At 69.8% G+C, this 24,791-nt stretch carries 22 protein-coding genes; 3 read left to right on the top strand and 19 right to left on the bottom strand.

Annotation, left to right across the window (positions count from 1 at the left end):
- The 4 genes from VGJ14_19495 to VGJ14_19480 all read right to left on the bottom strand — a co-directional run.
- Positions 1 to 406, bottom strand: a 406-nt coding sequence (locus VGJ14_19495; GenBank protein ID HEY2834614.1) for a primosome assembly protein PriA, incomplete at its 3' end; no start/stop codon positions are given.
- A gap of 119 nt (positions 407 to 525) precedes the next feature.
- Entirely contained in the window at positions 526 to 1,719 is a 1,194-nt protein-coding gene (metK, locus tag VGJ14_19490; protein HEY2834613.1) for a methionine adenosyltransferase, read from the bottom strand.
- A gap of 89 nt (positions 1,720 to 1,808) precedes the next feature.
- Entirely contained in the window at positions 1,809 to 2,618 is an 810-nt protein-coding gene (locus tag VGJ14_19485) for a maleylpyruvate isomerase family mycothiol-dependent enzyme (protein HEY2834612.1), read from the bottom strand.
- Between the two features lie 21 nt (positions 2,619 to 2,639).
- The gene (locus VGJ14_19480) at positions 2,640 to 4,391 is read right to left on the bottom strand and encodes an amidohydrolase family protein (GenBank protein HEY2834611.1); all 1,752 of its coding nucleotides are present in this window, start codon (positions 4,389 to 4,391) and stop codon (positions 2,640 to 2,642) included.
- A gap of 43 nt (positions 4,392 to 4,434) precedes the next feature.
- Here VGJ14_19480 and VGJ14_19475 point away from each other — a divergent pair, with 43 nt between their 5' ends.
- Entirely contained in the window at positions 4,435 to 5,241 is an 807-nt protein-coding gene (locus VGJ14_19475) for a hypothetical protein (protein ID HEY2834610.1), read from the top strand.
- Between the two features lie 22 nt (positions 5,242 to 5,263).
- Here VGJ14_19475 and VGJ14_19470 read toward each other — a convergent pair whose 3' ends face one another.
- The 4 genes from VGJ14_19470 to VGJ14_19455 all read right to left on the bottom strand — a co-directional run bounded on the left by VGJ14_19470 (position 5,264) and on the right by VGJ14_19455 (position 9,458).
- A complete protein-coding gene (locus VGJ14_19470) occupies positions 5,264 to 6,073 on the bottom strand; it encodes a DUF2705 family protein (protein ID HEY2834609.1) in 810 nt (269 codons plus the stop codon).
- A complete protein-coding gene (locus tag VGJ14_19465) occupies positions 6,070 to 6,999 on the bottom strand; it encodes an ABC transporter ATP-binding protein (protein ID HEY2834608.1) in 930 nt (309 codons plus the stop codon). Before VGJ14_19465 ends, VGJ14_19470 begins: the two co-directional genes overlap by 4 nt.
- A complete protein-coding gene (locus VGJ14_19460) occupies positions 6,996 to 8,108 on the bottom strand; it encodes a hypothetical protein (GenBank protein ID HEY2834607.1) in 1,113 nt (370 codons plus the stop codon). The genes VGJ14_19465 and VGJ14_19460 overlap by 4 nt, the downstream gene beginning before the upstream one ends.
- 114 nt (positions 8,109 to 8,222) lie before the next feature.
- Positions 8,223 to 9,458 (bottom strand): MFS transporter, encoded by a 1,236-nt coding sequence (locus VGJ14_19455; protein ID HEY2834606.1) that lies wholly within the window; start codon positions 9,456 to 9,458, stop codon positions 8,223 to 8,225.
- A 94-nt stretch (positions 9,459 to 9,552) separates the two neighbouring features.
- Between VGJ14_19455 and VGJ14_19450 the strand changes: the two genes are divergently transcribed.
- Positions 9,553 to 10,137 carry a TetR/AcrR family transcriptional regulator gene (locus VGJ14_19450; protein ID HEY2834605.1) on the top strand — a complete coding sequence of 195 codons (585 nt, stop codon included), beginning with the start codon at positions 9,553 to 9,555 and terminating at the stop codon, positions 10,135 to 10,137.
- A 71-nt stretch (positions 10,138 to 10,208) separates the two neighbouring features.
- On the opposite strand, the gene coaBC is transcribed toward VGJ14_19450, so the two are convergent.
- The 5 genes from coaBC to pyrF form a co-directional block, all read right to left on the bottom strand.
- Positions 10,209 to 11,426 carry a bifunctional phosphopantothenoylcysteine decarboxylase/phosphopantothenate--cysteine ligase CoaBC gene (gene coaBC, locus VGJ14_19445; GenBank protein ID HEY2834604.1) on the bottom strand — a complete coding sequence of 406 codons (1,218 nt, stop codon included), beginning with the start codon at positions 11,424 to 11,426 and terminating at the stop codon, positions 10,209 to 10,211.
- A gap of 12 nt (positions 11,427 to 11,438) precedes the next feature.
- The gene (rpoZ, locus tag VGJ14_19440) at positions 11,439 to 11,711 is read right to left on the bottom strand and encodes a DNA-directed RNA polymerase subunit omega (protein HEY2834603.1); all 273 of its coding nucleotides are present in this window, start codon (positions 11,709 to 11,711) and stop codon (positions 11,439 to 11,441) included.
- A 35-nt stretch (positions 11,712 to 11,746) separates the two neighbouring features.
- Complete coding sequence (gene gmk / locus VGJ14_19435; GenBank protein ID HEY2834602.1) at positions 11,747 to 12,298, bottom strand: guanylate kinase; 552 nt, start codon at positions 12,296 to 12,298, stop codon at positions 11,747 to 11,749.
- 35 nt (positions 12,299 to 12,333) lie between these two features.
- A complete protein-coding gene (gene mihF, locus VGJ14_19430) occupies positions 12,334 to 12,654 on the bottom strand; it encodes an integration host factor, actinobacterial type (protein HEY2834601.1) in 321 nt (106 codons plus the stop codon).
- A 158-nt stretch (positions 12,655 to 12,812) separates the two neighbouring features.
- Positions 12,813 to 13,643: an orotidine-5'-phosphate decarboxylase gene (gene pyrF / locus VGJ14_19425; protein HEY2834600.1), complete on the bottom strand. Its 831-nt coding sequence runs from the start codon at positions 13,641 to 13,643 to the stop codon at positions 12,813 to 12,815.
- A 64-nt stretch (positions 13,644 to 13,707) separates the two neighbouring features.
- Here pyrF and VGJ14_19420 point away from each other — a divergent pair, with 64 nt between their 5' ends.
- Positions 13,708 to 16,575 (top strand): pitrilysin family protein, encoded by a 2,868-nt coding sequence (locus tag VGJ14_19420; protein ID HEY2834599.1) that lies wholly within the window; start codon positions 13,708 to 13,710, stop codon positions 16,573 to 16,575.
- Here the strand turns inward: VGJ14_19420 and VGJ14_19415 are convergent.
- The 6 genes from VGJ14_19415 to carB form a co-directional block, all read right to left on the bottom strand.
- Positions 16,532 to 17,494: a TOBE-like domain-containing protein gene (locus VGJ14_19415; GenBank protein HEY2834598.1), complete on the bottom strand. Its 963-nt coding sequence runs from the start codon at positions 17,492 to 17,494 to the stop codon at positions 16,532 to 16,534. The two genes, VGJ14_19420 and VGJ14_19415, sit on opposite strands and share 44 nt — an antisense overlap.
- Positions 17,491 to 18,315 carry a sulfate ABC transporter permease subunit gene (locus VGJ14_19410; GenBank protein HEY2834597.1) on the bottom strand — a complete coding sequence of 275 codons (825 nt, stop codon included), beginning with the start codon at positions 18,313 to 18,315 and terminating at the stop codon, positions 17,491 to 17,493. The genes VGJ14_19415 and VGJ14_19410 overlap by 4 nt, the downstream gene beginning before the upstream one ends.
- Positions 18,315 to 19,070: an ABC transporter permease subunit gene (locus VGJ14_19405; GenBank protein ID HEY2834596.1), complete on the bottom strand. Its 756-nt coding sequence runs from the start codon at positions 19,068 to 19,070 to the stop codon at positions 18,315 to 18,317. The genes VGJ14_19410 and VGJ14_19405 overlap by 1 nt, the downstream gene beginning before the upstream one ends.
- Before the next feature lie 109 nt (positions 19,071 to 19,179).
- Positions 19,180 to 20,223 (bottom strand): sulfate ABC transporter substrate-binding protein, encoded by a 1,044-nt coding sequence (locus VGJ14_19400; GenBank protein HEY2834595.1) that lies wholly within the window; start codon positions 20,221 to 20,223, stop codon positions 19,180 to 19,182.
- 69 nt (positions 20,224 to 20,292) lie between these two features.
- Positions 20,293 to 21,354 carry a quinone-dependent dihydroorotate dehydrogenase gene (locus tag VGJ14_19395; protein ID HEY2834594.1) on the bottom strand — a complete coding sequence of 354 codons (1,062 nt, stop codon included), beginning with the start codon at positions 21,352 to 21,354 and terminating at the stop codon, positions 20,293 to 20,295.
- A gap of 82 nt (positions 21,355 to 21,436) precedes the next feature.
- On the bottom strand, positions 21,437 to 24,748 hold the full coding sequence (gene carB / locus VGJ14_19390) for a carbamoyl-phosphate synthase large subunit (GenBank protein HEY2834593.1): 3,312 nt from the start codon (positions 24,746 to 24,748) through the stop codon (positions 21,437 to 21,439).
- Between the last annotated feature and the right edge of the window lie 43 nt (positions 24,749 to 24,791).

Genomic DNA, 24,791 nt, shown 5'->3' with positions numbered 1-24,791 from the left:
CCAGCCGCAGCACATCGGCCGGCGTGCCCGCCCAGCGCGCGGCGACCTCGCGGGCCAGCGCCAGCACCTCGGGGGTCAACACCGGCTCGGGTGAGATGACGCGCTGCAGCCGGGCCAAGGCGCCGGTGTGCGCGCTGACCTCCACCCGCTCGAGCAGGAAGCCGTCGACCAACTGACCGGCGAAGCGGACCCGCACCCGTACCCCGGGTTGTGCGTCGGCGGCGAAGGCTGCGGGGACCAGGTAGTCGAAGGGACGGTCCAGGTGCGGCAGCGGCAGGTCGACCGCGACCCGGGCGATCGGCGCCGTGGCCGCGGGTGGCTCCCCCGCCTTCTGCTTCACCGCCCGGGTGTGCTCACGGGCCCGCTCCCGGACGAGAGCGAGCTGTTCAGCCACCGGCTCGCTCACGCCCCCGTCCTACCAGACCCCGACGACCACCCGACCCGCGAGCGCATGTCATGGGCCAGCGGGCCCTGTCATGCGTCCGGACGACTGACAAGGCCACATTGCGCATGACATGCGTAACGTCAGATGCCCGCGGCGGCGCGCAGGGCGTCGACGCGGTCGGTGCGCTCCCAGGTGAAGTCCGGCACGTCGCGGCCGAAGTGGCCGTAGGCGGCGGTCTGGGCGTAGATCGGGCGTAGCAGGTCCAGGTCACGGATGATCGCGGCCGGACGCAGGTCGAACACCGAGGTCACCGCGGCCTGAATCTTCTCCACCGGCGCGTTCTCGGTGCCGAAGGTCTCCACGAACACTCCGACCGGGTGTGCCTTGCCGATCGCGTAGGCCACCTGCACCTCGCACCGTTGGGCCAGACCGGCGGCGACCACGTTCTTGGCCACCCAACGCATCGCGTAGGCCGCGGAACGATCCACCTTGGACGGGTCCTTGCCGGAGAACGCGCCGCCGCCGTGGCGGGCCATGCCGCCGTAGGTGTCCACGATGATCTTGCGTCCGGTCAGGCCCGCGTCGCCCATCGGGCCACCGACCTCGAAGCGACCGGTCGGGTTCACCAGCAGCCGGTAGCCGTCGGTCTCGATGCCGAGGTTCTCCAGCTCCGGGGCCACCACGTGGTCAGCGATGTCCGGTGCCAGCAGGGTCTTCAGGTCGATGTCCGCGGCGTGCTGGCTGGACACCACCACGGTGTCCAGGCGCACCGGGCGGTCACCCTCGTATTCAATGGTGACCTGGGTCTTACCGTCCGGGCGCAGGTACGGGACGGTGCCGGACTTACGCACGGCGGACAGCCGCAGGGCCAGTCGGTGGGCCAGTTGGATGGGCAGCGGCATCAGCTCGGGGGTGTCGTCGCAGGCGTAGCCGAACATCAGGCCCTGATCGCCCGCGCCCTGCTTGTCCAGCTCGTCGACGCCCTCGCCCTCGCGCGCCTCGTAGGCGGCGTCCACGCCCTGGGCGATGTCCGGGGACTGCGAGCCGATGGACACCGACACGCCGCAGGAGGCGCCGTCGAAGCCCTTCTTGGACGAGTCGTAGCCGATGTCCAGCACCCGCTCGCGCACGATCGTCGGGATGTCGGCGTAGCCCTGGGTGGTGACCTCACCGGCCACGTGCACCTGGCCGGTGGTGATCAGGGTCTCGACGGCGACCCGGCTGCGCGGGTCCTCCTTGAGCAGCGCGTCGAGAATGGAGTCGCTGATCTGGTCGGCGATCTTGTCGGGGTGACCCTCGGTGACCGATTCCGAGGTGAACAGGCGACGAGACACAGTGCTCCCGAGGGTTAAAGTCAGCTGGATATCCGGCCGATTCTACCGGTGGCCGCGACGCCGCCCGCCCGCAAGGGGCGGTGCAACCGTCACGGCGGGTCGAAGTAGTTCACGAGCCGGAATCCCAGCCAGGGTCGGCGACCCCATGCGGCCATCTGCCCGCGCAGGATCGGGGCGGCCAGACCGATCCGTTGGTGCACCACGAGGATCAGCGGCACCGCAGCGCTACTCATGACACAGTCCACCGGCCCCTGCGGCTCCCCCTCCACGGTGACCGTCCCGTCCCGGAACGCGAAGACAGCTCGTGCCTCGGGGAACTTACGCAGCCGCACGTCGAACCGCGCGTGAACTCCGCGGGTCGCCATCGGGTTGACGAACAGCGGCAGGAACGGCAAGAACGAACGGAAGGTCAGCGCGGCGTCGGTCGGGTCGATTACCCAGGTCCGGCCCGCGGCCCGGGCCACGTCCCAACCGTGCACGAGGACCTCCCCCAAGACACGCGCGGCTGCCGAGGAGCGCAACTGCGGGACCCCGGCGTGCCCGGGCACCTCCGCGTCGGGACCCTGCACCGCCGCCGCGAGCGCCGGGCGCAGCGCCTGTAACTGCTCCGCGAGTGCCTGCGGTGCGCGTTCGGTGATCGCCATCATCCGTTGCTCGTTCACCTCCGCGACGTGGCCCAGATCCGCGTACGGCGAGCCATCCCCGCGGGCGATGGAGAGGTAGGCGTCGCAGACCCCGAGAACGTGGGCTGCGGTCTGCTCCATCGACCAGGTGCCGATCGCGGGCCCGCTCAGATCGGGAATGCCGCGCACGAGATCGGCGAAGCGGTCCAGGACACTGTCCGCAGCCGCGGCCACGGTGCGCAGGTCCAGTGTTGGCGGCGCGGAGACAGACGTCATGAGGCGGAGCCTCCCACCGGGTCAGGCCGGTCCTGCCTGCGGACCCCGCACCAACCGGCCCGGCAACGCCTCGGTGGGCGCGGAGTCCCGGTAGGTCTCCACCCCGGCGACGAAGGTGTGCCGGTAGCCGTTGGCCGCCTGCAGGAATCGCTTGCCGCCGGCCGGTAGGTCGGCGTGGATGCGCGGGGCCTGCAGCCCGACGTTGTCCATGTCGATGAGGTTGACGTCGGCCCGGTAGCCGGGCGCCAGCACGCCGCGGTCCAGCAATCCCACGGTCCGCGCGGTGGCCGCGCATTGTTGGGCCACGATCCACTCGATGGGCAGCCGATCTGACGCCCGGTCACGTCCCCAGTAGGACAACAGGAACGTGGGGAAGCCGCCGTCGCAGATGGTGCCCACGTGCGCCCCGCCGTCGGACAGCCCGGGCACCGCGCAGGGGTGCACGAGCATTTCGCGCACCACGTCGAAGTTCCAATCCAGATAGTTCGCCGCGGGCAGGTAGAGCAGACCCCGGCCCTCGTCGGCCAGCATCAGGTCCAGCGCCATCTCCTGCGGGCTGACCCCGGCCGCGGCGGCCCGCGCGGTCACGCTGTCCGCGCGAGACGGTTCGTACTGCGGCGGATCACCCAGCGGCACGATCCGGTGGAACCAGGTGATCAGGCTGCCGCCGAGCTTGCTGGCATCGGCGGCGCCCTCGGCCGCCAGCAGCCGCGCGCGGAACGCCGGATCGCGCAGCGCGACCACCTGCGCCGGGTGATCCAGACCGGCGATCTCCCGGAACACGGGGTTGGCCAGGAACGGGTGCAGGGTCGCCTGCAGACCCATCATCAGACCGATGGCGCGGGGGGCCACCTGCGCGGTGAGCATCACGCCATTGGCCCGGGCGGCGGCCATCCGCTGCAGGATGTCCAGGTAGGGGATCTTCTCCTCGGGCCGGGCGACGACCAGCTGCTGAGCCAGCGTCAGGGACAGCGGCCGCCCGGAGGTCGACGCCATCTTGTGCACCAGGTTGAACTCGGCGTCCACGTCCTCGAAGTCGGACAGCAACTGCATGACGCCATGGCCGACGCGCCGTAGCGCATCGGCAATGCCCAGCAGCTCGACCTCCTTGGCGGTCAGCGACGGAGTCGGGTCGCCGCTGCTGGACTTGTGGTTGGTGCTGCGCGAGGTGGAGAAACCCAACGCCCCGGCCAGCAAGGCCTGCTCGGTCAGTCGGGACATCTCCGCGACGTCGTCGGCATTGGCGTCCTCGCCGGCCGCGCCCCGGTCGCCCATCACGTGCACGCGCAGCGCGCCGTGCGGCACCTGGGCGGCGATGTCGATGTCGTGCGGGAAAGCATCCAATGCGTCGAGGTACTCCGGGAAGCTCTGCCAGGTCCACGCCAAGCCCTCGTGCAGCGCGGTGCCGGGAATGTCCTCGACGCCCTCCATCAGGTTGATCAGCCGCTCGTGCTCGGCCGGGCGCACCGGCGCGAAGCCGACCCCGCAGTTGCCGAACACCACGGTGGTCACGCCCTGCGGGGAGGACGGCGCCAGCCGGGAGTCCCAGGTGGCCTGTCCGTCATAGTGGGTGTGGATGTCCACCCAGCCCGGCGCGACCAGCAACCCGTCGGCGTCGATCTCCCGATGTCCGCGTCCAGAGACCCGGCCCACCTCGGCGATGCGCCCGTCGCACATCGCGAGGTCCGCGGTGCGCAGCGCCGCGCCGGTGCCGTCGGCGAGGGTGCCGCCGCGCAGCACGAGGTCGAACTCGCGATTGTGTGTGGTGGTCATACCAACTCCTCGCTGCAACGCCATCGTCGGTCAGGATGGAGTAATGCGCGCTTCGCTGTCCTTGCGCTGGTCCGGACTGAGCCCGCGGCGTCGACGCCTGTTGAGCACCGTTGTCGTGGTCGGCGTCCTGGCCGGCGCCGGCGGAGTGCTGGCCACGACCGGCCGGCACGATTCCCCATTCTCGCCGACTCCTCGCTCGGCCGCGCTCGACCCCCCGGGGCCGGTCGTGCTGGTGCCGGGCTACGGCACGCACAGCGCAAATCTGGACCTGCTGGCCGATCGGATCCGGCAGACCGGGCGGACGGTCACGGTGGTGCCGAGCGCGGAGCAGAACACCGGCGATCTGCGCGCGCAGGCGAAGGCGTTGGATCGTGCGGTCTCCGCAGCGACCGCGGGCGGAGCCCCTTCGGTGGACCTCGTCGGGTACTCCGCGGGCGGCGTGGTGGCGCTGTTGTGGGCGCGCGATTACGACGGGCCCGCGCGGGCCCGCCGGGTGATCACCCTCGGCTCGCCGTTCCACGGCACCTCGTTGGCCGCCGCGGGGCTGAACCTGGCCCCGGACCTGTGTGCAACTGCCTGCCAACAATTGGTGCCGGACAACGACCTGTTGCGTGGCCTGGGTCCTGCCCGGTTGCCCTGGTTGTCGATGTGGACCGACCGGGACACGACGGTGACGCCACCGGATTCAGCCCGCCTTGACGGTGCGTTGAATGTGGCCCTGCAGGACCTGTGCCCGGCGGTCGCCGTCGGGCACGGTGGCCTGCCGGCCGATGCGGTGGTGACCCGCATCGTGCTCGACAGCCTCTCCGCGACACCGCTCACCCTGCCCGGACCGCAGGATTGCGGCTGAGCTGTCGCGGGCTGCTCGACGCTCAGCTGGTGATGTCCTTGGTGGCCAGGTTCGCCCAGGCCACGGCCAGGAACACCGCCGCGTAAACGGCTTGCAGCGCGACGCCACGCTCCAGCGAACGCCACAGGATCGGATCGCGGAACAGATCGATCCAGGACAGCCAGTAGCGGGTCGGCAGGTAGGGCACCACCGGGGACGCGGCCTCCAGTGACACCAGGATCTGACTGCCCACCAGGGCCGCCAGTGCCCCCAGGGCCGCGCCGGACGAGGAATCCGTCACCGTGGACAAAAACAGCGCGATCGCGGCGACCCCGACCATCGAGATGCCGATGTATCCCACGGCCAGCAGCATGCGCACCGCCACTTGAGTGGGCGTCAGGTTTGCGCCGGAGACGGACACCACCGAGCCGCGTTGGTGACCCAGCAGGGTGATCCCGACGACGAGCGAGACCAGCGCGACGATTACCACCGCACCCAGCACGTAGGCCACGATCGCCACGAGTTTGGCCACCAGCAGACGGGTTCGGCTCACCGGACGGATCAGCAGATAGCGCAGCGTCCCGGTGCTCGCCTCCCCCGCGATCGCCTCGCCGGCCATCAACGCGACCGACACCGGCAGGAAGATCGGCAGCACGATCGCCAATGCCGCCGCCGGATAGAGCGCGCCGTTGTTGAGCACGGCGGAAAGGAAAGCCGGTCCCTCGCCGGGCCGCGGCCCGATGTCGCGGGCGGCGACGAACAACGCCACCACGGTGGGCAGGGCGCACAGCAGGGCGACACTGGCCCAGGTCCGCGGCCGGCGCACCATTTTTGTCAGTTCCACCGCGATCATGCGCGGCCCCCGTTCGTCTGACGCTGCGCCATCCGATCGCTGCCGGCCCCGACGACGGCGAGCACCACGTCCTCCAGCGTGCGCCGCTCCACCGCCACCCCGGTCACCCGCAACCCGCCACGCACCAGGTCCTCCACCAACACGGCCGGGTCGGTCGCCCGCACGGCCAGTCGATCGCCGTGCACCTCCTCGACCCGCCCGTCGAGCAGACGATGTGCGGCGGCCGCGTCGGGTGTGTGCAGCACGACGCGGCCGGTGGGAGCGCGCAGCGTCTCCATGCTGTCCTGCACCAGCAGGCGTCCCTGGTCGATGATGCCCACCCGGCTGCACATCGCCTCCACCTCGGCCAGCAAGTGGCTGGACAGGAACACGGTGGTGCCGGCGGCGTTCAACTCCCGCAGCAGCAGTCGGATCTCCGCGATGCCGTGCGGGTCCAGGCCGTTGGTCGGCTCGTCGAGCACGAGCAGTCGGGGCGGATTGAGCAATGCCCCGGCCAGGCACAGGCGTTGGCGCATCCCGAGGGAGTACGCCTTCACCGGCCGCTGGTCCACCCCGGCCAGTCCGACCCGGTCCAGCGCGGATTCGATCCGGGCGCGTCGGGTGCGTCGCGGCCCGTTGGGTCCGCTTGCATCCAGCAGGCGCAGATTTGCCCGCCCGGACAGGTGACCGTAGGCGGCCGGGCCCTCGACCAACGCGCCGACGTGCGGCAGCACCTCGCGTACCTGGCCCGGCACCTCGACGCCGAGCACCTCGATGCGCCCGGCGGTGGCGTAAACCAGGCCGAGCAACATCCGCACCACGGTGGTCTTGCCCGAGCCGTTGGGCCCGAGGAACCCGTAGATGTCCCCGGCGCGCACGTCGAGATCCACGCCGTCGACGGCGAGGATGCGTCCGTAGCGCTTGGTCAGCCCTTCGGTGCGGATCATCGGCGAGCCACCAGTTCGGTCACGGCGCGGTTCAGCACGTCCGCGCCCACCGTGCCGGCCAGCACGTACCCGCCGTCCCTGCCGTCGGGGGCCACCACGCTCAACGTCAGCAACGGCGTGCTCAGCAGGACCGCCGAATCGACACCGATGGCCCGCACCTGCCCGCCGGCAGCCTTGGCCGCCTCGTAGGCGCGGTCGGCGAGGTCGGCCGGCAGCGAGATTGCCACGAACAGGGCGAAGCCATCGCCGTAAGCGCGTATCGCGTCTCCGCCCGGCACCAGGGTGGACACGTCCCGACCGGCCAGCGTCGGGGGCAGCACAGCCGGTGCGTAGCGGTCGATCAAGGGGCTGACCCGTGGGACCCGCGTCGCGGCCCGCTGCGCCCCGGCCGGTTGCGGCGGGCTCACCACGCCGTCGGGCACCGCATGCGGTCCCTCGGTGACGTCCAGGAATCGCGTGGTCAGTGCCGCCGGTCCGCTGCGCCCGGACACCTGCACCTGCAGCACCACACCGGTGGCGGCATCGGCCCACACGTCGATCTGTCCGACCGTGGAATCCGGGTCGGCCGGGACCACGCGCAGGCCGGACGCGGCCACGCCGGCGACCCGGCGCCCGGCCAGCGGACGAAGTTCCTCGGGTCGAGCACCGACCAGCAGGCGTCGTGCGAGATCCGGCGGATTGAGGTCGGCCGGACGCGGCAGGCGGATATCGGGACGGCCGTAGAGCGCGGTGACGACGTTGCGTTCGTAGTCCCAGACCGTGGCTCGGCGACCGTTGACGTAGAACCCGCGCTCACCGGTCGGGGTCAGCACGTCCACCCGGGAATGTGCGGGGTCCGCGTGCCAGATGCGTAGTCGGGTCCGCCCGCCGAACAGGCCTGCCACGTCGCCGAATTCCGGCAGGTCGGGCAGACCGAGGGTGCCGTCGCTCTCGGCGTAGCCGCGGTAGGACGACGTGCTACTCAGGATCCGGGTCCGCAGGTCCGCCGCGGCGATCCCCGGCGCGTGCACCGAACGGGCGCCGATCAGCACGGGCAGGGCACACAACGACGCGACGCCACCGGCCACGAGCAGCCAGCTGCGCCGGGTCCGGCCGGTCACCACCCCCATCCCCTTGACGGTAGGCGCCGAAGGCGTTGCGTGCGGCGCGGCGACGCAGGTTGTTCGCGAACCGCAAGGTCTTGGCCCTGTCAGCGTCCGCCGGAGCGGTGACCGGCGTGCGCATCAGACCTGCGTGGCGGCCATCGTCTGCGTCCCCTGGCGCAGCAGCGCCACCCCGGCGACGGCGGCCAGCACCATGACCGCCGAGGCGTAGATGTACATGGTGGTCAGGATGTTCCCGGTGTGCACCACCAGCAGGCCGGCCAGCACCGCGGGGATGCCGAAGGCCACATAGGAAACCACGAACAACACCGAGATCACCCCGGCGCGCTCGTGTGCGGCAGCCAGGCCGACGACCGTGCGCAGAGCGCCCTGGAAGGCGGCGCCGAACCCGGCCCCGGCCACCAGCGCGGCGAGGAAGAACGCCACGGCCGAGGTGTTGGCGGCGAGCATGGTCACCCCGACGCCGACGAACAGCGCGGCGATACCGAGCAGCATGAGCTGTCGCGGGGTCATGTCCTCGGCGAGCATGACCAACACAGCACCGCTGAGCGCCAGCACGAACAACGCCGATCCACCGAGCACGTGGTTGCCCGAGCCGGTGACGCGGTGCACCAACGCCGGGCCGAGCGAGCCGTAGAGCCCGGCCATCGCCCAGGCGGCGAGCATCGCCGGGGTGGCGGCCAGTACCGCGCCGCGCAACGCACGGGGCAGCGCGAACGTCGGGCGCAACGAGGCCAGCGCCCCCGGCTTGCGGGTCACTGTCTCGGGCATCAGCACGATCGCGACGGCCTGCGCAGTGAAGACCCCCAGCAGCACCAGGTACACCAGGTGCGTGGGCGCGGGCAGGTACTGCACGAAGGCTCCGGAGACGACCGACCCCAACCCGGTGCCCACCAGCGGTGCCACGGCGTTGAAGCGCGCACCGCGGATGCGGTCCAGGTCGAGCATCCCGGCGCCCATCGCGCCGATGGCCATGCCGGTGGAGAAACCCTGGATGAACCGGGCGGCGAACAGCTCGTCAACCCCGGTGGCACCGGCAAACAACACCAGAGCGGCCACCTGCGCGCCGATCGCAGTCAGCAGGACCGGGCGGCGCCCGACGTGGTCGGAGAGTCGTCCGCCGACCAGTAGCGCGCCGAGCACGGAAACCGCGTAGACGGCGAACACCTCGGTGCTGGTGATCGGGGAGAAGTGCCACAGCCCCTGGTACACGCCGTACAGCGGAGTGGGGGCGCTGGCCGCGGCCAGGAACGTAACCGCCATCGAGACGAGCAGGGCGAACGATGCCGGGCCGCTCAGTTTCAGCGCCGCGGAGCGGCTGCCGATCCGGACGGTCGACACGGTGACGCTGGCCACAATGATCCTCGTTCCTTCGCTTGATGACGGCACAAACAGACAGGTCTGTCTAGGCCCTTGAGAGTAGACAGACCTGTCTGTTATTGTCAACAACATGAGCCAAACGACGCTTGATTCCCCGCGCACCGCACGCCAGCGGTTATTGACCGCAGCCGACGAGCTTTTCTACGCCGAGGGCGTTAACAGCGTCGGGATCGATCGGGTCATCGAACACGCCGGCGTCGCCAAGGCCACTCTGTACAGCGCGTTCGGCAGCAAGGACGGCCTGATCCGGGCCTACCTGCTGCACCGCCACGATCGACGGGTCGATCGGATCATGCGGCACGTGGACGCGGTGGAGGATCCCCGGGCGAAGTTGCTCGCGATCTTCGATTCCCTCGCCGAGTTGTTTGCGACAGTGAACTGGCGCGGCTGCCCGTTCCTCGCCTCACCCGGCGAGACCCGGTCCGGGGACCCCGTGGATGAGATCACCACATTGACCCGGGGTTGGACCCGGACGCTGTTCATCGACCTGGCCGGCCGAGCCGGCCTGGCCGACCCGTCCGGCGTGGCCGACGCGCTGATGAATGTCTACGACGGCGCGATCGTGGCGTCCCAGTTCGACCACAACCTCAACGCCGCGACGACCGCCCGCCGCATTGCCGAGGTTCTGCTCGCCGCCGCCGCCGAGTGCCGCTGACCCTCGTCTTCGTCCGGAGTTTCGGGGTATCTGGGCGCCCTGATACCCCGAAACGCCGGACGAAGATGGGGTCAGGGGGTCAGGCGGGCGGCCGCGAGGTCCCAGATGACGTCGGCCAGGTTCTCCTTGGGCCCGCTGGGCACCTCGGTGCTGGAGGAGTCCAGGCCCAGGATCACCGCCTGGTTGTCCGGAGTCCCGAAGGCCTTGGTCGGGCCTACCTCGTTGACCACCAGCAGGTCACACTGCTTACGGGCCAACTTCGTCCGACCGTGCTCGAGCACCGAGGCGGTGGCGTCGCCGGTCTCCGCGGCGAACCCCACGATCACCTGACCGGGGTGCGGGCGCGCGCACAACTCGGCGAGCACGTCGGGATTGCGGGTGAGCGCGATCGGGTCGGGAGCGACGTCACCCTTCTTCAGCTTGGCGCCGGCCGGGTTCACCGGACGGAAGTCCGCCACCGCGGCGGCCATCACGATCACATCCACCTCGGAGGCCGCCTCCAGGACCGCGGCCCGCAACTCCAGAGCGGTTTCGACCCGGATCACCTTGGCCCCGGCCGGATCCGGCAACTCCACATTGGCCGCCACCAGGATCACCTCAGCGCCGCGCGCGGCCGCGGTGGTGGCCAACGCCCAGCCCTGCAGACCGGTGGACCGGTTACCCAGGAACCGCACCGGGTCCACCGGTTCACGGGTGCCCCCCGCCGAGACCAACACCCGACGCCCCGTCAGATCCGCGGGCAGGTTGCCCCGGCTCAACAGCCGCTGGGCGACCGCGTAGATCTGCTCGGGTTCGGGCAGCCGCCCCGGGCCGGTGTCCGCACCGGTCAGCCGACCCCAGGCCGGATCCAGCACCACCGCGCCGCGGCGCCGCAAGGTGGCCACGTTCTCCTGCGTGGCCGGGTGCAACCACATCTCGGTGTGCATGGCCGGCGCGTACAGCACCGGACAGCGCGCGGTGAGCAGCGTGGCGGTCAACAAATCATCGGCGCGCCCCGCGGCGGCCCTGGCCATCAGGTCCGCGGTGGCCGGCGCGACCACCACCAGATCGGCGCGCTGACCCAGCCGCACGTGCGGCACCTCGTGCACGTCGTCGAACACATCGGTGGCCACCGGCTGCCCGGACAGGGCGGCCCAGGTGGCCGCGCCGACGAACTTCAGCGCGGATTCGGTCGGCACCACGCGCACCGACGCCCCGCCCTCGGTGAACCGGCGCAGCAACTCGCAGGACTTGTACGCGGCAATCCCGCCCGCGACCCCCAGGACAATATTCGGCGGGTCGGCGGGCACGACGGAACCCGGCTAGCCGACCGTCGGCTCGAGCGGCTCGCTCGTGAGCAGACCGGCGTTGATCTCGCGCAGGGCGATCGACAGCGGCTTCTCGTGCAGGTGGGTGTCGACCAGCGGGCCGACGTACTCCAGCAGGCCCTCGCCCAACTGCGAGTAGTAGGCGTTGATCTGCCGGGCACGCTTGGCCGCGTAGGAGACCAGGCTGTACTTGGAGTCGGTGGCCTCGAGCAACTCGTCGATCGGCGGGTTGGTGATGCCCTCGGGAGAGGCGAAGGTTCCGGACACGCAGGTGACGCCTTTCAGCAGGTCAATGCCCCGTTTCAGACGGGATGGCTCCGCAAGGCTAACAGTTCGGCGACCACATCCTGGACCGACGTGTTCACCAGCGTCACGTCGAACTCGGCTTCCGCGGCCAGTTCCTCGCGGGCCACTTGTAGCCGCCGGGAGATCACATCGGCCGGTTCGGTGCCCCGACCGGTGAGCCGGCGCACCAGTTCCTCCCAACTGGGCGGGGCCAAGAACACCAACACTGCTTCGGGGATCTGCTTCTTGACCTGACGGGCTCCCTGGATCTCCAACTCCAGCAGCACCGAATCCCCGGCGGCCAACCGGTCCAGCACCGGCGCACGCGGCGTCCCGTACCGGTTGCCGGCGAATTCGGCCCACTCCAACAGCAGTCCGTCGGCCACCATCGCGTCGAACTCGGCCCGGTCGGTGAAGTAGTACTCCACGCCGTGCCGCTCTCCCGGCCGGGGGTGACGGGTGGTCGCGGATACCGAGATCCACAGATCCGGGCACTCCGCGCGCAGCACCTGCAGCAGAGTGGACTTGCCCACCCCGGACGGGCCGGACAACACCAGCAGGCGTGGCATCTTCGGCTGCTCCGCGACGCCGGACGGCGTGTCGGTCAAGAACCGGCGCCGAAGTCGCGCTCCAGCGCGGCGATCTGGTTGGTGCCGAGACCCCGGACACGTCGGGTCTCGGAGATGCCGAGGCGCTCCATGATCTGCTTCGCGCGCACCTTGCCGACGCCGGGCATCGACTCCAGCAACGCGGAGACCTTCATCTTGCCGATGATCTCGTTCTCCTGGCCCTCCTTGATGACATTGGCCAGGGAGGTACCCCCGTGCTTGAGACGGTTCTTCACCTCGGCCCGCTCACGGCGCGCAATGGCGGCCTTCTCCAGTGCTGCGGCGCGCTGCTCGGGAGTCAGCGGAGGAAGAGCCACGGAGGGTCACCTCGGTTGTTTCGGAACGGTCAGGAACTCAGCGACAAGATGTCTCGAAACTACGTATCGCGGGTTGGACGAACAATGCAACCCCACAGCGCAATGGCCGAACTAAGACCCCCTTGTGAGCAGCCGGCCGACCACTGGACGCACAGACGTTACCCCAGTACCCGGGCGTATCCGTGCCCGGCCCTGATCGCGGCTTCCCGCAACGCCCGCTCATCCGGCCCCACGCGCAAGATCTCCCGGGAGACACTCGGCACCACATGCCGGCCCAGCCCACCGAAGATGCGCTCCAGGTCCGATCCGCTCCCCCCCTGGGCACCCAGACCGGGCACCAACAACGGGCCGTTAATGGCCAGATTTTCCGCCGTGTCTCCGATGGTCGCGCCGACCACCGCGCCCACACTGCCCTGTGGTTGCGCGTCCCCGTTGTGCTCCCGCACCGCGGCCAGCATGGTGCCCGCGACGGTCCGTCCGTCCGCGCCCACCGCGTGTTGTACCTGCGGGCCGTCCGGGTTGGAGGTCAGCGCGAGCACGAACACGCCGCCGCCGTGCGCGGCGGCGGCGTCCAGGAACGGGCGCAACGAACCGAACCCGAGGTATGGCGAGACGGTGATCGCGTCGGAGTACAACGGCGAGGCCGGGTCCAGGTAGGCCCTGGCGTAGGCGGCCGCGGTGGTGCCGATGTCGCCGCGCTTGACGTCGGTGATGCACAACAGGTCGGCGGCCCGGGCGTCGGCCAGCACGCGTTCGAGCGCGGCCACCCCGCGCGAGCCGAACCGTTCGAAGAACGCCGACTGCGGTTTGACCACGGCCACGGCCCCGGCCAGGGCGGAGACCACCGTGCGGCCGAACCGCTCTGCGCCGTCCGCGTCGTCGGGCAGGCCCCAGGCCGCCAGCAGCTCCGCGTGCGGGTCGATGCCGACGCACAACGGGCCGCACCGCTCGATGGTGGCCCACAAACGCTGTCCGAATGGCTCAGTCACGGCACAATTGTGCGGGTACGCACCATTGGTCACCCGCGGGGACCACTGCCGCTGAAGGAGAACCATGTTCCGATCGGGTCGCGCCCACCGGTTGATCCCCTTGCTGGTCGGTGCTCTGGTCTGCACCGCCGCGGTGGCGGTGCACGACACCGACCGGGCAGTGGCGGCCACCGCGGTGCCGCAGGTCTCCTTGCCCACCTCGACCTACACGCTGCCCAACGGCCTGCAGGTGATCTTCTCCCGCGACCCGCACGTGAGCACCGTCTCGACCAACATCTGGTACCACGTCGGCGCGGCCAACGAGAAGCCCAGCCAGACCGGCTTCGCCCACCTGTTCGAGCACATGATGTTCCAGGGCTCCGGGCACATCCCGGAGGGCAAGCTGGAGAAGCTCATCGAGGGCACCGGCGCGTTCTTCAACGCCTCCACCAGCTTCGACCGCACCAACTATCTGATGGGTGACCTACCCGCGGACCGCCTGGAGTTGGCGCTGTGGGCGGAGAGCGACCGGATGGGCTTCCTGCTCGACCGGCTCGACGCGGCCAGCCTCTACAACCAGCAGGAGGTGGTGCGCAACGAGCGGCGGCAGAACTGGGAGCAGGCACCCTACGCATTGAGCAATCAGGAGCTCTACCACCAACTGTTCCCGGCCTCGCACCCGTACCACGCCGACGTGATCGGCTCGCACACCGATATTCAGAACGCGAAATTGGCCGAGGTGCGCGCGTTCTTCAAGACCTACTACGTGCCGAACAACGCGACGCTGGTCGTGGCCGGCAACTTCGATCCGGCACGGGCGAGGTCGTGGATCGCCAAATACTTCGGGCCGATCAAAAAGGGCGCCACCCCGCCCAAGCCGAACATCACCATCCCGCACATCACGGCGGAGAAGGACGTCACGCTCACCGACAAGGTGGACCTGCAGCGGGTCACCATGGGCTGGTTGACGTCACCGGCGTTCAAGCCCGGTGACGCGGCCGGCGATGTCACCGCCACCGTGCTCGCCAACGACCAGGCCGGCCTGCTCTACCGGGACCTGGTGCACGACAAGAAGATCGCGCAGTCGGTGGAGGCCTCCCAGTACTCGTTGCGCTACCCATCGGTGTTCTCCATCAGCGCCACCGCCAAGCCCGGCCACACTGCCGAGGAACTGAAGGCGGCCATCGACGCCGACCTCGCCACGCTGCGCGCGAAGGGCCCGTCTCCCGAGCAGTTGCAGGCCGCGAAGAACACCCTGATCAGCGGCCTGGTCCGGGACATGGAACGGATCGGCGACTTCGACGGACGCGCTGACAACCTCAATCGCTACAACGCCTATCTCGGCACGCCCGATTATTTGCAGAAGGACATCAACCGCTACGTCGCGATCGACGCCAAGGCGGTCAAGTCCTTCATCGCCGAGCAGCTGCGCTCCACCGGGCGGGTGGTGGTGGACACCGTGCCCGGCCCGAGGGTGCTGCCGGCGGACCCGGCCGCTCCGCCCGCGCCCACCGAGAAGGCCGCGAAGGTGAAATCGGCGCAGGCGTGGCGTAACCGGGTGCCCGGGCCGACACCCGCGCCCGCGGCGCAACTGCCGAGGATCGAACGCTTCCAGTTGCCCAACGGCCTGCCGGTTTTCCTGGTGCAGTCGCACGACCTGCCGGTGGTGACCGCGTCGCTGGTGTCCCGCTACGGCAGCGCGCAGGACCCGAGGGGTCGCCCCGGACTCGCCGCGTTCGTCGCGGCCGCCATGCGTCAGGGCGCGGGCAAGCAGGACGCAGAGGCCATCGCGGCGCGCGTCGCGGATCTCGGCGCGGACCTGACCACCCGGGCGCGCACCGAGTACACCGAGGTGACCATGCAGACGTTGGCCCCACAGGCCGCGTCGTCGGTCAACCTGATCTCCACGTTGGCCCGGCGGGCGACCTACGCGACCGACGCGCTGACCCGGGTGCGTTCGGACATGCAGGTGGCGGTGGCCCAGCAGAAGACCACGCCGGCCACCACCGCCTGGAAAGTGGCGCTGCGTCAGGTATTCGGCTCGAATCACCCGTACGGCCACCTACCCAGCGGCACCCACCACGGGTTGGGTGCCATCACCGCCAAGGACGTGCAGCAGTTCGCCGCCCGCGCGTTCACCCCGGACACCGCCGCGTTGGTGCTTGTCGGCGACCTGACGCCGAACGCGGCGCGGGCACTGGCGCAGAAGTCCTTCGGCGACTGGCGGGGCCACGCCCCGCTGCCCGCCACCCCCACTGCCGGCAAGGCGGCCGGCGACCGGGTGGCGATCGTGGACACGCCCGGAGCCGCGCAGACCGCGTTGGAACTCGGCGAGGTCGGGCTGTCCCGCCTCGACCCGGACTACGAGCGCACGCAGGTGGGCAACCGCATCTTCGGCTCGTTGGGTCTGTCCAGCCGGCTGAACATCAACCTGCGGGAGAAGCACGGCTACACCTATGGGGTCTACTCCAACTTGGGGTCGACCAGGGGCCCCGGCCTGTTCGACGTGTCCGGTTCGGTGGAGACCGCGCACACCGGTGACGCGGTGCGCGAGATCCTCGCCGAGCTCAACCGGATCCGTTCGCACGACGTGACCGCCGCCGAACTGGCCCAGGGCAAGCAGTCCTATCTGGGCGCGATCCCCGGCCTGTTTCAGTCCACCAAGGACACCGCGGGCACCGTGGCCGCGATGTTCGTGCTCGGTCTCCCCCTGGACTACTACCGCGGGCTGGCCGACCGGGTGAACCCGTTGACCGCCGACCAGGTGCGCCAGGCGCTGCTGCGCCATCTGGATCCGAACGCACTGCGGGTGGTCGCGGTGGGCGACAAGGCCAAGATCCAGGCGCAACTGGCGCAGTTGAAGCTCGGGCCGCCGGTGCAGCTGCACGCGGACGGCACGCCAGTGGCGGCTAAACCGCGACCCGGCTCGGCGCCGGCCCGACCGAAGCACTGACCCAGACCTCGTCACCGGGATACACGTCCAGGTGGCGGGCCTCCCCCCGGGTCACCTGCGTGGTGACCGGCGGGGCATCGGGCACCTCCAACTCGATACGCACCTCGAAGCCCAGGTGACTGATCCGGATGACCGTGGCGGCGGCCGCGCCGGGCTCAGGGTGCCTGGTGACACGCAGGTCGTGCGGGCGGACCAGGCGCCCCCGGAACTCCGCGACCGGGCCGAGGAAGCGCAACACGAACTCCGTCGCCGGGGACTCGTAAACCTCGCGGGGGGCGCCGAACTGCTCGATTCGCCCCGCGTTCATCACCGCGATGTGTCCGGCCACATCCATGGCCTCTTCCTGGTCGTGGGTGACCAGCACGGTGGTGACGTGCACCTCCTCGTGCAGCCGGCGCAGCCAGGCCCGCAGGTCCTCGCGCACTTTGGCATCCAGCGCACCGAACGGCTCGTCGAGCAGCAGCACCTTCGGCTCCACTGCCAGGGCCCGGGCCAGCGCCATGCGTTGTCGTTGACCGCCGGAGAGTTGGTAGGGGTATCGAAGGGCGTAGCCGGCCAGGCCGACGATGCCGAGCAACTCCGAGACGCGACCTTCGATCTCCTTCTTGGGTCGCTTACGGATCGTCAGACCGAACGCGACGTTGTCCCGCACCGTCATGTGCTTGAACGCGGCGTAATGCTGGAAGACGAAGCCGATGTTGCGCTGCTGCGGGGAAACCGCGGTGACGTTCTGCCCGGAGATGACCACACTGCCGCCATCGGGGTCCTCCAGACCGGCGATGATGCGCAGCAGCGAGGTCTTACCCGAACCTGACGGGCCGAGCAGCGCCGTCAACGAACCGTCGGGGATGCTCAGCGAGACGTCGTTCAGGATCTGGGCGGAGCCGTACCGCTTGCTGACGCCGGAGACCGAAATCACCCGGCCACCTCCTCGGTTCGCACCGCACGACGACGGTTCACCAGCACCATGAGCAGCAGGGTGAGTAGGGCCATCGCCATCAGCACGGTGGCCGCGCAGTAGGCGCCATAGGTATTGCGGTCGTCCAGATAGCGGGCGTGCACCAGAAGCGTCAGCGTCTGCGACTTTCCGGCCACGCCGCCCGCCACCACGGTGAGCGCCCCGAACTCCCCCAGCGACCGGGCCACGGTGAGCACCACGCCGTAGGCCAGGCCCCAACGAATCGCGGGCAGCGTGATGCGCCGCAGGATCTGCGCGCGGGGCGCGCCGAGGGTGGCCGCGGCCTGTTCCTGTTCCTGGCCGATCTCCACCAGCACCGGTTCCACCTCGCGCACCACGAAGGGCAGCGTCACGAAGATGGTCGCGATCACCATGCCGGGCACGGAAAAGATGACGTGGATGCCGTGCCCGGCCAGGCCGCCGAACCAGCCGTGCACGCCCCACAGCAGGGTGAGCGAGACACCCACGACCACCGGGGACACCGCGAAGGGCAGGTCCACGACCGCCTGCAGGATGCTCTTGCCCGGAAAGCGTCCGCGGGCCAGCGCCAACGCGGTGACGACGCCGAGCACCACGTTGACGGGCACCACGATCGCCACGATCGCCAACGACAGGCTGATCGCGGAAATGCAGGCGGGCGTGGAAATCTGGTCGAGGAACGCGCCGAGTCCGCGTTCGAAGGTGCGGTAGAAGATCATCGCCAGCGGCACCGCGAGCAGCAGCGCCAGATACCCCAACGCGATCACCCGCAGGGCGATGCGGGACCGGGTGCTCTGCTGCATCAGTGTCCCGCGCCCCGGGCCGCGCGGCCGGCGAAAAGGCGCAGCAGGAACAGCACCAGGAACGAGATCACCAGCAGGGTCACCGACACCGCGGCCGCGGCCTGCGGGCGGTCGATCTCGATCTGCGTGGCGATGTACTGCGCGGCGACCTCGGTGTCGCGCGGGATGCCGCCGCCGATGAGCACCACCGAGCCGTACTCGCCGACCGCGCGCGCGAAGGCCAACCCGGCACCGGAGAACAACGCCGGGGCCAGCGCGGGCAGCACCACGCGGCGGAAGGTGACCCAGTTACTCGCGCCGAGCGAGGCGGCGGCCTGCTCGGCCTCCAGGTCCAGCTCCAACAGCACCGGCTGCACCGAGCGCACCACGAACGGCAACGTGACGAACAGCAGGGCCACCGCGACCGCCGGTTTGGTGGCCACCAGGTTCAACCCGATCGGGCTGTGCGGCCCGTACAGCGCCAGCAGCACCACGCTGGCCACGATGGTGGGCAGCGCGAACGGCAGGTCGATCAGCGCGTTCATTACGGCCTTGCCAGCGAACTCGTCGCGCACCAACACCCAGGCGATCAACGTGCCGAGCACGGTGTTGATCAATGCCACGATCGCGGACACGACGAGGGTGAAGTACAGCGCGTGCGCCGCGCCGGGTGTGCTGATCGCGCGGTGAAACGAAGTCGGTCCGCCGACGAAGGACTTGCTCAGCAGCGCCGCCAACGGCAGCAGCACGATGATGCTCAGCCATAGCGTGGCCACGCCCAACCCAACCGGGCCGACGCCCCCTACCCCACCGCGGGAGCGTACGGCTCGGGAGGGGGCGGACGGCGCGACCACCACTGACCCGGCCATCAGTACTGACCGGCCGTCAGGAGCCGTTGTAGAACCGGGCGATCGGGCCGGTACTCGGGTCGAACAGGTCCGAGTTGACCGCGTCCCAGCCGCCGAGGTCGGCGATCGACCACACCTTCTGCGGGTTCGGGAACTGCGCGGCGTGCTCGGAGAGCACAGTCGAATCCACCGGGCGGTAACCCACCGAGGCCCAGATCTCCTGTGCGGCGGGGCTGTACAAGAAGTCGTGGAAGGCCTGCGCGGCCTGCGGATTCGAGGTCCTGGTCAGCGCCGCGAACGGGTTCTCGATCCGGAACGTGGTGGACGGGGTGACGTGCTCGATGTTCGAATCGGTCTGCTCGGTGAGGATGGCTTCGTTCTCATACGACAGCAGCGCGTCCCCGGTGCCCTGCTCGAACAGCTCGGTGGCCTCGCGGCCGGACTTGGGCTGGCCCTTGGTGTGCGCGATCAGCTGTTCGACGAAGTCCAGCCCGGCCTGGCGGGCCTGCCCACCGTTACTCTCCTGCGCATACGGCGCGAGCAGGTTCCACTTCGCCGAGCCGGAGGACAGCGGGTTCGGGGTGACCACCTGCACGCCGTCGCGGATCAAATCGTCCCAGCCGTGGATGCCCTTGGGGTTGCCCTTGCGCACCACAATGGTGACCACCGAGGTACTGACGATCCCGTTGTGGCCGTCGTTCTGCCAGCCGGCATCGACCAGGCCGTCGCCGACCAGTCGGGTGACGTCCGGGGCCAGCGAGAAGTTCACGATGTCCGCGGGCAGGCCCGACTCGACCTTGCGGGACTGGTCGCCGGACGCGCCGTAGGAGGCATTGATCTGCACACCGCGGCCCGCGTCGGTGGCCTGGAAGGCGGGGATCAGTTTGTCGAACGCGGACTTGACCACGGAATATGCGACCAGGTTCAGCGTCCCGCCGGCGGCCGGTGTCGCGCTGGGTGCCGGCGTGGTGATCGCCGCGGCGGCCCGGCCGCCGACAACATCCGACGCACCGCCACAGCCCGCGGTCAGGCCGAGGGTGGCGAGCAATGGGATGGCGAGCAGCAGGCGCGGTGAATACATAAGTAACATTATTGCCTTTGTTTGTTTCGCTGTCCAATCCGGCATCTCGAGCACGGTAGGGAGGGGTCGCTAGATCCGTGCGGGCCGCTGCGCCGCAGCGGCGCTGATCGCTCGCACCAAGCCCGGTCCGCGGTAGACGAACCCGGTGTACAGCTGGACGAGTCGGGCGCCCACGTCGAGCATGCGCAGCGCGTCATCCGGCTCGAGGATGCCGCCGACCCCGATCACCGGCAGCGTGTCCCCCGCCTCCTTGACCACGAACTCGACCATTGCCAGTGCGCGTTCGCGCAACGGTCGGCCGGACAGGCCGCCGGCCTCCGCCCCGCGGTCGACATCGGCCGATGCCAGGCCGTCGCGGGCCAGCGTGGTGTTGGTGGCGATGATCCCGGCCACCCCACGGTTCGCGCAGACCTCGAGGATCTCTGCCACGGCGCGGTCGGTGAGATCCGGGGCGATCTTCAGCAGCAGCGGCGTCGGCCCGGCCGGGCCCGCTTGCGCGACGGTGTGCCGGCGCAGCGCGGCGAGCAACTCGTCCAGCGCGGCCCGGTCCTGCAGCGATCGCAGCCCCGGCGTGTTCGGCGAGCTGACGTTGACCGCGACGTAGTCCGCGTGGGGCAGCAGCAGTTCCAGTGAGTTGAGGTAGTCCTCGGTGGCGTCGGTGACCGCGGTGATCTTGGACTTGCCCAGGCTGACGCCGACCGGGATCGGTCGCGGGCCCAACCGCGACAGCCGTACCGCCATCGCGGCGGCGCCCGCGTTGTTGAAGCCCATCCGATTCACGATGGCCTCGGACTCCACCAACCGGAACAGCCGCGGCGCGGCGTTGCCCGGCTGCGGGTAGCGGGTGACGGTTCCGACCTCGACGAAGCCGAAGCCCAGCGCGGCCCAGGCGGGGATGGCCACGCCGTCCTTGTCCATGCCCGCCGCCAACCCAACCGGGTTGGGAAAACACAGCCCGAACGCCTCCACCGGTGCACTCGGCCGCGGGATGCGCTCCAGCGCCCGGCGGCCCAGCCGGATGCCGCCGAGTTTGGCCAGGGCGGTGATCACCCGGTGGTGCACGGCCTCCGGGTCGCCCCCGCCCGCGGCGAACATGGCACGCCGCAGCAGCGCCTCATACGCCGCGCTCATCCCACCCGCCATTCCCGTAGCGTCCGAAGAACAGTGTCCGCGCACCCACACTTCTTCGGACGCAAGGGAGGGGTGGGTGCGTTCATCGACCGCGGGCCGCGTTGAGCGCGGCGGCGTACTCCTGCAGCGAGCGCACGCCAATCTCGCCACGCAGCAGGGATTCGATGCCCTGCACCGCGGCAGCCAGACCGGGGACGGTGGTCACGCACAACGTGTTCGAGCCGACCGCCGCGGTGCGGATGTCCCAGCCGTCCACCCGGGAGCCGACGCCGAACGGGGTGTTCACGATCAGCGCGATCTCGCCGTTCTGAATGCGCGTCACGATCGTCGGCTCGCCGTCCGGCCACTGCTCGGTGGCCGGACCCGGGCCGTGGTGACCCTTGCGCACCACGGTGGCCTGCACACCGTTGCGACGCAGCACGTCCGCGGTGCCGCCGGTGGCCAGGATCTCGAAGCCGAGGTCGGCCAACCGCTTCACCGGGAAGATCATCGCCCGCTTGTCCCGGTTGGCCACCGACACAAACGCCGCGCCCTTGATGGGCAGCGAGCCGTAGGCGCCGGCCTGCGATTTGGCGAAGGCCGTGCCGAACGAGGAGTCGATGCCCATCACCTCGCCGGTGGAGCGCATCTCCGGGCCCAGGATGGTGTCGACATGCCGACCGTCCGGGGTGCGGAACCGGTTGAACGGCATCACGGCTTCCTTGACCGCGACCGGGGCGTCGAAGGGCAGGTCGGCGCAATCGCCCTGCCGGGGCAGCAATCCCTCGACGCGCAACTCCGGAATGGTGGCGCCGAGCATCACCCGGGCCGCCGCCTTGGCCAGCGGGGTGGCGGTGGCCTTGGACACGAACGGCACGGTGCGCGATGCCCGCGGGTTCGCCTCCAGCACATAGAGCACGTCGGCGGCGATCGCGTACTGCACGTTGATCAGGCCAAGCACCCCGACGCCGCGGGCGATCGACTCCGTGGCCGCGCGGATGCGCTCGATGTCCTGGTTGCCCAGGGTGATCGGCGGCAGCACGCAGGCCGAGTCACCGGAGTGGATACCGGCCTCCTCGATGTGCTCCATCACGCCGCCGAGGAACAACTCGGTGCCGTCGTAGAGGGCGTCGACGTCGATCTCCACCGCGTCGTCGAGGAATCGGTCGACGAGCACCGGACGGTCCGCGGAGATCTCGGTGGCCCGGGAGATGTAGTCGGCGAGCATCTGCTCGGAGTAGACGATCTCCATGCCGCGCCCGCCCAGCACGTAGGACGGGCGGACCAGCACCGGATAGCCGACCTCATCGGCGATTGCCTTGGCCTCGGCGAAGGAGAAGGCGGTCCCCCACTTCGGTGCGGTCAGGCCCTCGGCGGCCAGTACCCGGCCGAACGCGCCGCGGTCCTCGGCCAGGTGAATGGCCTCGGGCGAGGTACCCACAATCGGCACCCCGGCCTCCTTCAGCGACCGAGCCAGGCCCAGCGGCGTCTGCCCGCCGAGTTGCACCACGACCCCGACCACCTCACCCGTGCGCTGCTCGGCGTGCACCACCTCGAGCACGTCCTCCAGGGTGAGCGGCTCGAAGTACAGCCGGTCGGAGGTGTCGTAGTCGGTGGAAACGGTCTCCGGGTTGCAGTTGACCATGACGGTCTCGAACCCGGCGTCGCGCAGCGAGAACGAGGCATGCACGCAGGAGTAGTCGAACTCCACGCCCTGCCCGATGCGATTGGGTCCGGACCCGAGGATGATCACCTTCGGTTTCTGACCCGGCCTCACCTCGGTCTGGGAGTCATAGGACGAGTAGTGGTACGGGGTGTGCGCCTCGAACTCCCCGGCGCAGGTATCCACGGTCTTGTAGACGGGGCGGATGCCCAGCGCGTGCCGCACACCGCGGACCACGGCCTCGGGCAGCCCACGGATCTCCGCGATCTGCGCGTCGGAGAAGCCGTGCCGCTTGGCCAGTCGGAGGATGTCCGGGTCCAGTTGCTCGGCGCCGGCCAATTCCCCGGCGACCTCGTGCAGCAGCAACAACTGGTCGACGAACCAGGGGTCGATCTTGGTGGCGTCGTGGACCTGCTCGGGCGTGGCGCCGGCGCGTAGCGCGCCGATGACGTCGCGCAGCCGCCCGTCGTAGGGGGTGGCGATCTTCTCCAGCAACGCCGCGGCGTCGCCGGGCGAACCGGCCCAGGACAGCGTGGCGTCCCGCTTCTCCAACGAGCGCAGCGCCTTCTGCAGTGCCTCGGTGAAGTTGCGGCCGATGGCCATGGCCTCACCGACGCTCTTCATGTGCGTGGTCAGCCGAGCGTCGGCCTGCGGGAACTTCTCGAACGCGAACCGCGGCACCTTGACCACGACATAGTCCAGCGTCGGCTCGAAGCTGGCCGGGGTGACCTGGGTGATGTCGTTGCGGATCTCGTCCAGGGTGTAGCCGACGGCCAGCCGCGCGGCGATCTTGGCGATCGGGAACCCGGTGGCCTTCGACGCCAGTGCGGAGGACCGGGACACCCGCGGGTTCATCTCGATCACGATCAGCCGGCCGGTGTCCGGCTCCACCGCGAACTGGATGTTGCAGCCGCCGGTGTCCACGCCGACCGCGCGGATGATGTCGATCGCGACGTCGCGCATGTGCTGGTACTCGCGGTCGGTCAGCGTCAGCGCGGGCGCGACCGTGATCGAGTCACCGGTGTGCACGCCCATCGGGTCCAGGTTCTCGATCGAGCAGATGACCACCACGTTGTCGACACGGTCGCGCATCAGCTCGAGTTCGTACTCCTTCCAGCCGAGGATGGATTCCTCCAGCAGCACCTCGGTGGTCGGCGAGGCGGTCAACCCTGAACCCGCGATGCGGTGCAGATCCTCCTCGTTGTACGCCATGCCGGAGCCGGCGCCGCCCATGGTGAACGAGGGCCGTACCACCACCGGGTAGCCGAGGTCCTCGACCGCCTTGAGGCAGTCGTCCATGGAATGGCAGATCGCCGAACGGGCGCACTCCGCGCCGATGTCGGCGACGATTTGCTTGAACTTCTCCCGGTTCTCCCCGGCCTCGATGGCCGCGACGTTGGCGCCGATGAGCTCCACACCGAACTCGTCCAGCGTGCCGTTGGCGTGCAGCGCCATCGCCGCGTTCAGCGCGGTTTGCCCACCGAGGGTGGCGAGCAACGCCTGCGGACGTTCCTTCTCGATGACCTTGCGCACCATCTCCGGAGTGATCGGTTCGACGTAGGTGGCGTCGGCAAATTCCGGGTCGGTCATGATCGTCGCCGGGTTGGAGTTGATCAGGCTGACCCGCACGCCCTCGCTGCGCAATACCCGGCACGCCTGGGTGCCGGAGTAGTCGAACTCGCAGGCCTGCCCGATGACGATGGGGCCGGACCCGATCACCAGCACCGAGTCGATGTCGTCACGCCGAGGCATCCACGCTCCTATTGCTCATCAGATCGGCGAAACGGTCGAACAG

It is taken from the genome of Sporichthyaceae bacterium, assembly GCA_036493475.1.
Lineage (GTDB): Bacteria > Actinomycetota > Actinomycetes > Sporichthyales > Sporichthyaceae > DASQPJ01.
The sequence above is the reverse complement of the archived record's forward strand: the minus strand, read 5'-3'. Positions and strand labels throughout refer to the sequence as shown.